The sequence below is a fragment of the Knoellia flava TL1 genome (assembly GCF_000768675.1).
GTDB lineage: Bacteria > Actinomycetota > Actinomycetes > Actinomycetales > Dermatophilaceae > Knoellia > Knoellia flava.
This window is the reverse complement of sequence record NZ_AVPI01000035.1, coordinates 19,633-29,779: the sequence shown is the minus strand read 5'-3', so window position 1 is coordinate 29,779 and position 10,147 is coordinate 19,633. Positions and strand designations below refer to the sequence as shown.

The 10,147-nt window shown below is 71.6% G+C and carries 8 protein-coding genes and 2 pseudogenes; 5 read left to right on the top strand and 5 right to left on the bottom strand.

What is annotated here, in order from left to right; all coding sequences use genetic code 11:
- Positions 1-873, bottom strand: an 873-nt coding sequence (locus tag N798_RS11960; RefSeq protein ID WP_035948786.1) for a LysR family transcriptional regulator, incomplete at its 3' end; no start/stop codon positions are given.
- A gap of 82 nt (positions 874-955) precedes the next feature.
- On the opposite strand from N798_RS11960, the gene N798_RS18170 reads away from it, so the two are divergent.
- Entirely contained in the window at positions 956-1,129 is a 174-nt protein-coding gene (locus tag N798_RS18170; RefSeq protein ID WP_156971718.1) for a hypothetical protein, read from the top strand.
- A gap of 100 nt (positions 1,130-1,229) precedes the next feature.
- Here N798_RS18170 and N798_RS18405 read toward each other — a convergent pair.
- Together N798_RS18405 and trxA are read right to left on the bottom strand one after the other, a co-directional pair.
- A pseudogene (locus N798_RS18405) lies at positions 1,230-2,180 on the bottom strand (SGNH/GDSL hydrolase family protein); the annotation flags it as partial.
- Positions 2,181-2,333: 153 nt separating this feature from the next.
- Positions 2,334-2,705, bottom strand: a pseudogene (trxA, locus tag N798_RS18755) (thioredoxin); the annotation flags it as partial.
- A 269-nt stretch (positions 2,706-2,974) separates the two neighbouring features.
- Between trxA and N798_RS11945 the strand changes: the two are divergent.
- The gene (locus N798_RS11945; protein WP_188450469.1) at positions 2,975-4,336 is read left to right on the top strand and encodes an aspartate aminotransferase family protein; all 1,362 of its coding nucleotides are present in this window, start codon (positions 2,975-2,977) and stop codon (positions 4,334-4,336) included.
- A 106-nt stretch (positions 4,337-4,442) separates the two neighbouring features.
- On the opposite strand, the gene N798_RS11940 is transcribed toward N798_RS11945, so the two are convergent.
- A complete protein-coding gene (locus N798_RS11940) occupies positions 4,443-6,263 on the bottom strand; it encodes an alpha-amylase family glycosyl hydrolase (RefSeq protein ID WP_035948783.1) in 1,821 nt (606 codons plus the stop codon).
- 62 nt (positions 6,264-6,325) lie between these two features.
- Between N798_RS11940 and N798_RS11935 the strand changes: the two genes are divergently transcribed.
- Complete coding sequence (locus N798_RS11935) at positions 6,326-6,784, top strand: DUF5990 family protein (protein ID WP_035948782.1); 459 nt, start codon at positions 6,326-6,328, stop codon at positions 6,782-6,784.
- 17 nt (positions 6,785-6,801) lie between these two features.
- Here the strand turns inward: N798_RS11935 and fumC are convergent, their stop codons facing one another.
- Positions 6,802-8,205: a class II fumarate hydratase gene (gene fumC, locus N798_RS11930; protein ID WP_035948780.1), complete on the bottom strand. Its 1,404-nt coding sequence runs from the start codon at positions 8,203-8,205 to the stop codon at positions 6,802-6,804.
- A gap of 46 nt (positions 8,206-8,251) precedes the next feature.
- Here fumC and N798_RS11925 point away from each other — a divergent pair, with 46 nt between their 5' ends.
- Together N798_RS11925 and N798_RS11920 are read left to right on the top strand one after the other, a co-directional pair.
- Positions 8,252-9,052, top strand: coding sequence for an HAD-IIA family hydrolase (locus tag N798_RS11925; protein WP_035948778.1), 801 nt, complete (start codon positions 8,252-8,254; stop codon positions 9,050-9,052).
- Positions 9,049-10,146 carry a GNAT family N-acetyltransferase gene (locus N798_RS11920; protein ID WP_308738197.1) on the top strand — a complete coding sequence of 366 codons (1,098 nt, stop codon included), beginning with the start codon at positions 9,049-9,051 and terminating at the stop codon, positions 10,144-10,146. Before N798_RS11925 ends, N798_RS11920 begins: the two co-directional genes overlap by 4 nt.
- The last annotated feature ends 1 nt before the right edge of the window (position 10,147 follow it).

Below are 10,147 nucleotides of genomic sequence, written 5' to 3'. Positions count from 1 at the left end.
GTTGAGCTCGAGGAGCATCTCGAGCAACCGCTCGGCGGCGGGGTTCGGGCGGCCGGTGTCGCGCACGAGTGCCGAGATGTCGCGCACCGGTGTCGGGTCGGTGAGGCGCAGCCGCGTCACCTCGGGCGGCAGCGCACGAGCGGCGAGGCGCGGCATGACCGAGATGCCGACGCCGGCGGCGACGAACTGGATCGCCGAGTAGTGGTCCTGCGCCTGCACCGTGAAGCGCGGCGTGAAGCCTGCCGCCGCACAGGCCTGCACGAGGATCCGGTGGCCGGGGTTGCCGACGAGGTCGTTGGACACCCAGGTCTCGCCGCGCAGGTCGGCGAGCGGGACCGCACGGCGGGCGAGCAGCTCGTGGTCGTGCGGGACGACCGCGACATAGGGGTCGCGGGCGAGGTGGACGCGGCGGTAGCCGGGCCGCTCGGTGTCGCTGGGCATCTCGGTGACGATGTCGAGGTCCGGACGGACGGTGCGGCTCGTCACCTCGGTGAGGACGAGGTCGACGGTGAGGTCCGGCTGCTCGGCGGTGAGGCGCTTGACGAGCGCCGGCATCCACGCCGAGCCGGCCGACGCGAAGTAGCCGACGGTGATCCGCCCGCTGCGACCCTCGCGCAGGTCGGTGACGACGGAGTCGAGCCGGTCCCACTGGCTCATCGCCTCCTCGCTCTGGGAGGCGAGCTCGACGCCGGCCGGCGTGGGCGAGATGCCGCGGCCCTGGCGCTGGAAGAGCACGAGCCCGGTCTCCCGGGCGAGCGCGCTGAGGTGCTGGCTCACCGCGCTCGACGTGAGGCCCAGGTTGTCGGCGGCCGCCTGCACCGAACCGCTGCTGACGACGGCGCGGAAGACCCTGAGACGGTGCGGATCGAGCATGGCTTGACTCTACAGTGCCGCTTAACAACTCCTAAGCAAAGTCACGTTGTGCTAAGCAGTTGAAACGAGGACCATTGGACCCATGATCCCCCGCACCCAGACCTTCACCACCGCCCACCGCATCGCCGAGCGCCTGCGCAACTTCCGCCGCCCCGGCACCTCCGGCTGGTCCACCACCGTCGACATGGACAACACCCGAGCGAACCACGAGCTCATGGTCGCGTCGCAGTGGCAGCACACCAACCGCTCCATCTGAGCACCGCTGCACCACTGCTGCTCGACTGAGGCAGCCCGCACCACCGGCGCACACCCGCGCCCACCGACAGCGCTGGACCGAGACCCGGGCCAGCGCTGACTCATGTCCCGCGGCGCTCCCGCACGAGACGGTCGAGCGCCTGCAGCTCGGCGCGAGCCTCGTCGGCGTCGGCGCCCGTCGCCGTCCGGTCCGCCCTGCGCGCCAGGTCCGCGATCCGCTCCGGGTCGAGACCGTGGCGGCGCGCCCCCTCGAGGCTCTCGAGCGAGAGCAGGTCGGGCAGCGCGAAGGTCGGCGCCTCGCCGCGGACGGCCGGGCCGTCGACGACGCGGACCTCGCGCTCCGGCACCGCACCCTCGTCCGGGCCCACGACGTCCACGCCGAACGCCTCGCCGACGAGCCGCGCATAGGCCGCGTGTCCGCGCACGTTGGGGTGGAAGGACTCCTCGAGCGGGAACGACACCCCGCTCACCCACTCGTCGCGGTCGCAGACGGCGTGCCCGGCGAACGCCTCACGAGGGTCGACGACCTGCGCCCCTGCGGCCCTCGCCGCGGTGGCGACGACACCGGCGAGCTCGTCGACACCCTCCCCGATCCGGCGCATCTCGTGCGGGCTGAAGAACGTCAGCGCGTTGCAGTCCTCGCCGTTGAAGAGCAACGGGTATGCCGTGACGACCCGTCGCGCGTCCGGCGCCGCCTCCGCGACCCGCGCCAGGAGGACTGAGAGCCGCCGCGGCAGCTCGGTGCGCAGGGTGGCCAGGGCGGCGTCGATGACGGGGTCGGAGTCGACCATCCATGCGGGCTTGGCGCACTCGACGAGCACCGGGACGAAGCCGATGTCGTTGCCGCCGACGGTGAGCGACACGTGCGACGTGGCGGGCCCGAGCGCAGCGAGCTGGTGCTGCTCGACGTCACGCGTCGTCGCGCCGAGGCACGCCTGGTAGGCGAGGTCCAGCCCCAGAGCGCGGGCCACGAGCACGGGGTAGCCGTCGACCGCGCGCCAGCAGGCGTTGCGGCGGGCACCACCCCCGACGCCGGCGGCATACGAGTCACCGAGGGCGACGTAGGGCTGCGGCATCCGCCCATCCAAGCAGTCGAGAGGAGAGAACACGCCGCACCAGCAGGCTGGTGAGCGGCGTGTTCTCTCCTCTCGACCGGTGGGGCGGCCGGGTCTGGCCTGCGCGCCACCGTTCTGCGCGCCACCGTTCTGCGCGGCGGCGTCCTGAGCCTGGGCGACCTTGGCGCGAACGTCGTCCATGTCGAGGCCCTTGATCTGCTCGATGATGCCCTCGAGCGCCGGCGCGGGCAGGGCGCCCGGCTGCGAGAAGACGAGGATCGAGTCGCGGAAGGCCATGAGGGTCGGGATCGACGTGATCTGGGCGGCCGCGGCGAGCTGCTGCTCCGCCTCGGTGTCGATCTTGCCGAAGGTGACGTCGGGGTGCTTCTCGGACGCCTCCTCGAAGACGGGCGCGAAGCGCTTGCACGGGCCGCACCAGTCGGCCCAGAAGTCGACGAGCACGATGTCGTTGCCCGTCACGGTCTTCTCGAAGGTCTCGGCGGTCAGCTCGACGGTGGCCATGCAGGGGTCTCCTCGGGTGTCAGGGGTGTCTGGTCGACTGTCTTCACAGGCATCAACACCGGGAGGCACGCGGATCATCCATCGGGGGCAAGGGTCCCACGCTCGGCGACGGACGGCATACGCCATCCGGGTCGGGACACGCCACGGGCGCGCGTCGGTACAGGGAGTTCACGACGCGCGCCCGGCTCCTCCGATGTTAGCGAAGAACTCGTGTCGTTGAACAGTCTTCGAGGTTGTGACACGCGACGCGTCGCGTCCGCGACCCCCATATGCTGCCGAGGGTGACGACGACGAGCGCTGCCCACTCCGTGACCGAGTCCGACCGGAAGCACGTCTTCCACTCGTGGTCCGCCCAAAGCCAGATCGCGCCGGCGGAGGTGGTGAGCGCGCAGGGATCCCACTTCGAGCTCGCCGACGGCAGCCGCTATCTCGACTTCTCGAGCCAGCTCGTCAACGTCAACATCGGCTACCAGCACCCCAAGCTCGTCGCCGCCATCCAGGAGCAGGCGGGGCGGCTGCTCACGGTCTCGCCGGCCTTCGCCAACGACGCCCGCTCGGAGGCGGCCCGGCTCATCGCCGAGCTGGCGCCGGGCGACCTCGACTCGGTGTTCTTCACCAACGGCGGGGCGGAGGCGACCGAGAACGCGATGCGGATGGCCCGGCTGCACACCGGGCGGCAGAAGGTGCTCACGACCTACCGCAGCTACCACGGCGCCACGGCGGGCGCGATCGCCGCGACCGGGGAGCCGCGGCGCTGGGCGTCGGAGCCGTCGGTGCCGGGCATCGTCCACTTCTGGGGCCCCTACCTCTACCGCTCCGCCTTCCACGCCACGTCCGAGGAGGAGGAGTGCGCGCGGGCGCTGCAGCACCTGCGCGACACGATCATGGTCGAGGGCGCGGCGACCGTCGCCGCCGTGATGCTCGAGACCGTCGTCGGCACCAACGGGGTGCTCGTGCCGCCCGCCGGCTACCTCGCCGGGGTGCGCGAGATCTGCGACGAGCACGGCATCGTCCTCATCGCCGACGAGGTGATGGCCGGCTTCGGGCGGTGCGGCGAGTGGTTCGCGGTCGACCGGTGGGGCGTGACCCCGGACCTCATCTGCTTCGCCAAGGGCGTCAACTCCGGCTACGTCCCGCTCGGCGGCGTCGTCATCTCGGCCGAGATCGCTTCGACGTTCGCCGACCGGCCCTACCCCGGCGGCCTCACCTACTCCGGGCACCCGCTTGCCTGCGCCTCCGCCGTCGCGTCGATCGGCATCTTCAAGGAGGAGGGCATCCTCGAGCACGTCCGCGGGGTCGAGGAGACCGTGCTCCGGCCCGGGCTGGAGGCGATCGCGGACCGGCACCCGTCCGTGGGCGAGGTCCGTGGCGTCGGTTTCATGTATGCCGTGGAGCTCGTCCGCAGCCGCCGCACCCGTGAGCCGCTGGTCCCGTTCAACGCCTCGGGCCCGGCGGCGAAGCCGATGGCCGAGTTCGTGGCAGCGTGCAAGGAGAACGGACTGTGGCCGTTCGTCCACTTCAACCGGACCCACGTCGTGCCGCCGTGCACGACGACCGCGGCCGAGATGCGCCAGGGGCTCGAGATGCTCGACGCCGCCCTCGACGTCGCCGACCGCCACACCACCGACTGACCCACCAGCCCTTCGACTTATTGCGAGTTGTGGCGGCTCGCGCCGTCGGCGCTCCGCCCGCAGACTGCGCCACAACTCGCAATAAGTCGGCCCAAGACCGGGGGGGTCAGGTCTCGCGGGTGAGGACGACGGCGCTGTAGGGGCCGAGCGTGAGGACGGCGCTCTGCTCGCACCCGTCCATCGCCTCCCCGTCGGCCTCGACGTCGAACGCGTCGACCCCGCCGAACTCGGGGGCGTAGAGCGGCGAGTCCGAGTTGAACCGCACCTTCCACAGCCCGGGCGCCGGCAGGCCGACGGGGAGCTCGCGCTCCACCCTCGTCGAGAAGTTGAGGACGACGACGGTGTCGTCGTGGACGCCGCCCTCGGCCCAGCGGTGGAGGGCGAGGATCTTGGCCTCGTTGTCGAGACGCAGCACCGAGGCCCCGCTCCCCCGCAGCCCGCCGCTCACGCCGTCGGCGTTGCGCCGCAGCCGGATGAGGTCACGGTGGAGGGCGACGATCCCCGAGTGCTCCTCGGACTTGCCCCAGTCGAGCGCCACCGAGTCGTCGAACCAGCGGTCCTCGAGGAACTCCTGACCCTGGAAGAGCATGGGGATGCCCGGCGAGCACATCACCGTGACGAACCCGAGCGCGGCGCGCTTCTTGGCCGCCCACGAGTCGGCGTCGCCGGGCGCGACGGCCTCGGGGAGCCGGGTCTTGCCGTTGGCGACCTCGTCGTGCGACTCGGTGTAGACGACGCGCGCCCCTGCCGGCCCGCGCCCCTCGCCAAGCACGGCAGCGGCGACGGCCTCGAGGTCACGGTGCTCGTCGCTCAGCTCGGTGAGTGCCCGGCGCACAGGGTGGACGAAGCCCGCGTCCCACTGCGCGTGGAAGCCGAGCCCGCCCTCGTCGGCAGGCGTCGTCACGACCGGGTCGTCCTGCAGGTCCTCGGCGATGAGCAGCTTCCACGGCTGGCGCGCCGCGATCTCGGACGTGAGCCACGAGAGGTATGCCGCGCCGTCCGGGATGAGCGACCCCTCGTCCCACGTGCCGCCCGTGACCGAGCGGATGTAGTTCGTCGCGTCGAAGCGCAGCCCGTCGCAGCGGAACTCCTCGAGCCACAGCAGCGCGCTGTCGCGCAGGAACGAGCGCACCTCGGGTCGTCCGTAGTCGGGCCGGGTCGCGCCCCACGGGGTCGCCGCGCGCCAGTCGTTGTAGAAGTAGATGCCGCCGCCGTCATCCTCGGACCAGCCGTCGAAGCGCCACAGGTCGAGGTCGGACGGGCCGATGTGGTTGTGGACGACGTCGACGACGACGGCGATCCCGTGCTCGTGAGCCGCCTTGACGAAGCCCTTGAAGGCGTCGGGCCCGCCGTAGCCGGACTCGACGGCGAAGACGTGGCTCGGGTTGTAGCCCCACGAGATGTCGCCGGCGTACTCGAACGGCGGCATGACCTGGATGACCGAGACCCCGAGGTCGCGCAGGTGGTCGAGGCGATGGGTCGCCGTCTCGAAGCTGCCGCGCCCGCCGTGGCCGTCACCCCCGAAGGTGCCGACGTGCATCTCGTAGACGACGACGTCGTCGCGGGACGGCATACGGAAGTGGTTGTCGCCCCAGTCGAAGGCGTTCGGGTCGTAGACGACGCAGTTGCCGACCGAGCTCGTCATCTGGCGGGCGTAGGGGTCGGCGCGCCAGACGACCTCGGAGCCGGTGTCGACCTGGAACTGGTACTCCTGCCCGGCGTGGACGCCGGGGACGTGCACCGACCACGTGCCCGAGGCGCCGTCGCCGTCGCGCTCGAGCTGCGGGTTGGCGCCGCTGTCCCAGCCGTTGAAGTCACCGATGACCCAGACGTGCGTGGCGTGAGGGGCCCAGACGCGGAAGGTGGCCCCGCCGTCGACGAGGACGGCGCCCATGCCTTCGTGCGGGGAGGGTGCGGTGAAGTCCATGCCGGTCAACCTAGTGTGCGGCGACCCGACGGCCCGTGCGCGTCCGGGGTCATGATGTCGGGATGGACGTGCGCATCGTCGGTAAGCCCCTCCCGCCACCCGTTCTGGGTGGGCGCGGGGTGCTCGTCGGCCTCCAGCGCGGAGGCGAGGTCGAGACGCCGCGACCCGTCGAAGGCTCGTCGATGACCTTCGACGCGGCGCTCGACGTCGTCGTCACCCAGGACGGCGTGGACCTGCGCGGGCCGTGGGTCCAAGGGCGCCGCGGCGACCGCTTCCTCTACCTCTGCTGGGGCCACGACGACGGTGGCGGGTTCGTCATGGCGCGCCGGGCCAAGCTCATGCTCGGTGTCCTCGACCCGGTCGACCTCGTCGACGCCCGCGACGACGCGCTCCTCGTCGGCCGGCTGTCGCTCGTCGACGCCCGCGGCGGGCCGGTGTGCGCCGCGGTCCGGCCGCCCGCCATCCGGTGGACCCTCGAGCGCGGGCTGCCGGCGGACGCGAGCCAGGGCCCGCCCGCCTGAGCGCCGCGCCGAGGCGTCTAGCTGTGGGTCATGTCCTCGGGCACGACCCACTCGTCGAACTGCTCCTCCGTGACGTGGCCGGACGCGACCGCCGCCTCGCGCAGCGACAGGCCCTGCTTGTGCGCGCTCTTGGCGATCGCCGCGGCCTTGTCGTAGCCGATGTGCCGGTTGAGCGCGGTGACGAGCATGAGGTTGCTCGCGAGGTTGGCCTCGATCCGCTCCTCGTTGGGCTCGATCCCCCGGGCGCAGTGCTCGGTGAACGAGCGGCACGCGTCGGCGAGCAGCCGGGTCGACTCGAGCACTGCGTGCGCCATGACCGGCTTGTAGACGTTGAGCTGGAAGTTGCCCTGCGACCCCGCGAACGCCACCGTCGCGTCGTTGCCGAAGACCCGCGTCGCCACCATCGTCAGCGCCTCGGCCTGGGTCGGGTTGACCTTGCCCGGCATGATGCTCGACCCGGGCTCGTTCTCGGGGATCCGCAGCTCGCCGAGCCCGTTGCGGGGCCCGGAGGCATACCAGCGGACGTCGTTGGCGAGCTTCATGAGCACCCCACCGAGGGTGCGCAGCCCGGCGCTCACCCCGACCAGCGCGTCGTGCGCCGACAGTGCCGCGAAGAGGTCCGGCGCCTGCCGGAACGCCTGCCCGGTCTCGGCCGCGATCCTCTCAGCGGCCAGCGCGCCGAACCTCGGGTGCGCGTTGAGCCCGGTCCCGACGGCGGTGCCACCGATGGCGAGAGCGCGAGCCGACTCCACGGCATACGAGAGGGCCTGCATCGCGTCGTCGATCTGCGCGACCCATCCCCCGAAGACCTGCCCGAGCGTCACCGGTGTCGCGTCCTGCAGGTGCGTGCGGCCCACCATGACGACGTCCTCGTATGCCGTCCGCTTGCCGTCGAGGACCTCGCGCAGCTCCGCGACCGCGGGTTCGAGACGCTCGACGACCTCGAGGACGACGGCGATGTGCATGGCCGTCGGGAAGGTGTCGTTGCTCGACTGTCCGCGGTTGACGTGGTCGTTGGGGTGGACCGGCGACTTCGAGCCGCGCTCCCCGCCGGCGAGCTCGATGGCGCGGTTGGAGACGACCTCGTTGGCGTTCATGTTGGACTGCGTGCCCGAGCCGGTCTGGAAGACGACGAGCGGGAAGTGCTCGTCGAGGTCGCCCGAGATGACGTCGTCGGCGGCCCGCACGATGAGCTCGGCGACGTCCTCGGGCAGCTCGCCGAGCTCGCCGTTCGCCTGTGCCGCAGCCTTCTTGAGGATGCCGAGCGCCCGGATCATCGGCCGGCCCCAGACGAAGGTGTCGCGCCCGATGTCGAAGTTCTCGATGCTGCGCTGGGTCTGCGCGCCCCAGTAGGCGTCGGCGGGCACCTCGACGGGTCCCATCGTGTCCGACTCGGTCCGGGATGCCTGTGCGTGCGCCATGTCTCCACCGTAGGCACCACAATGGCGGAATGACAGAGGACCCCCGATGACCGAACACCCGCCGGTCGAGACCTGGCTGACCGACATGGACGGCGTTCTCGTGCACGAGGAGCACGCCATCCCCGGTGCCACCGAGTTCATCGAGGCGCTCAAGGCCGCCGGCCGGCCGTTCCTCGTCCTCACGAACAACTCGATCTACACCGCGCGCGACCTGCGGGCCCGGCTCCTCGCCAGCGGCATCGACGTCCCCGAGGAGTCGATCTGGACCTCGGCGATGGCGACGGCGCAGTTCCTCGCGGACCAGCGACCGCAGGGCACGGCCTACGTCGTCGGCGAGGCCGGCCTGACGACGGCGCTGCACGACGTCGGCTACATCCTCACGAGCCGCAAGCCCGACTACGTCGTCCTCGGCGAGACCCGCACCTACTCCTTCGAGCAGATCACCCAGGCGATCAGGCTCATCGAGAAGGGCGCCCGGTTCATCGCGACGAACCCCGACGTCAGCGGCCCCTCGACCGAGGGCACGCTGCCCGCGACCGGCTCGGTCGCCGCGCTCATCTCGACCGCGACCGGCCGCCAGCCCTACTACGTCGGCAAGCCCAACCCGCTCATGATGCGCAGCGCGCTCAACCGGCTCGAGGCGCACTCCGAGACGACCGTGATGGTCGGCGACCGGATGGACACCGACATGGTGTCCGGGCTCGAGGCGGGGCTCCGCACCGTGCTCGTGCTCACCGGCTCGACCCGCCCCGACCACGTCGAGCTGTTTCCCTACCGTCCCACCGCCGTGATGGACTCGATCGCCGACCTTGTCCCGATCGTGGAGTCCGGAGGACCCATCGCATGACGTCGCAGACGCCAGATCCGTTGTCCGAGAACGAGATTCCGCCTCACCAGTCGGGTCTCCCCGACCTGGCGGGTATGCCGTCCGGCTGGGTCGCGCGCGTCCCTGCACGTGACGACGTCACGGCCCTCGTCTCGCTGTCCGAGGCGCATCAGCGGATGGCCAAGGGCTCGGGCACGGTCGACGTCGACACCGTCGAGAGCAACGTCGCCGGCACCGGTTCGTGGACGCGCCACCAGGCGCTCGTCACCGATGCCGACGGCACGGTCATCGGCTGGGCGACGGTGCACGACCGGGCGAGCGGCCGGACCCTCGTCGAGGTGACGGTGGCCGCCGAGGGTCTCGAGGAGGGCGACGCCGACGCACTGGCCACCGCGCTCTTCGCCTGGGCCGAGGAGGCCGGCCGGGTCATCGCCGGGGGGCGCGACCTCGGTGGCACCCAGCTCGACTCGGGCGCCTACGCCGACGACCAGCGCCAGCGCCGCTGGCTCGCCGCAGCCGGCTACCGACAGACCCGCACGTGGCTGCAGATGTCGCGGCCGGTGTCGGCCGCCGAGGCGGATCCCGGTGCCCTGCCCGCGCCGCGCGAGGGCGTGACGATCCGGCGGGTAGCCAAGCACGACAACGGGCTCCCCGTCGCCGCCGACCTCCAGACGGTGCACCGGATGCTCGAGGAGTCCTTCGCCGACCACTTCAACAGCTATCGGGAGTCGTTCCCCGAGTTCCTGTCGCGGCTGCGCGAGGACCCCGGACACAGGTGGGACCACTGGTGGATCGCCGAGCTCGACGTCGACGGTGAGACCGTGCCGGGTGGCGCCCTCGTCGCGACGATCCTGCCGCCGGACGACTCCGGCGCGCTCGGGAGCTATGTCGACTACATCGGGGTCCACCGGCTGTCCCGCGGACGCGGGGTGGCGAAGGCCCTGCTGCACACCGTGATCCGCGATGCTGCCGAGCGCGGGCACAACCGCGTCGGGCTCGAGGTCGACGCCGACTCCCCGACCGGGGCGGACGGCCTCTACCTCTCGATGGGGTGGGTCACGGCATACAGGACCGAGTCGTGGCACCGCGACATCGCGACGGCCTCGACCGACTGAC

Coding starts and splice junctions, on each gene's coding strand:
- N798_RS18170 (WP_156971718.1), top strand. CDS start 956: ATGATCCCCCGCACCCAGACCTTCACCACCGCCCACCGCATCGCCGAG.
- N798_RS11945 (WP_188450469.1), top strand. CDS start 2,975: ATGCTGCCGAGGGTGACGACGACGAGCGCTGCCCACTCCGTGACCGAG.
- N798_RS11940 (WP_035948783.1), bottom strand. CDS start 6,263: ATGGACTTCACCGCACCCTCCCCGCACGAAGGCATGGGCGCCGTCCTC.
- N798_RS11935 (WP_035948782.1), top strand. CDS start 6,326: ATGGACGTGCGCATCGTCGGTAAGCCCCTCCCGCCACCCGTTCTGGGT.
- fumC (WP_035948780.1), bottom strand. CDS start 8,205: ATGGCGCACGCACAGGCATCCCGGACCGAGTCGGACACGATGGGACCC.
- N798_RS11925 (WP_035948778.1), top strand. CDS start 8,252: ATGACCGAACACCCGCCGGTCGAGACCTGGCTGACCGACATGGACGGC.
- N798_RS11920 (WP_308738197.1), top strand. CDS start 9,049: ATGACGTCGCAGACGCCAGATCCGTTGTCCGAGAACGAGATTCCGCCT.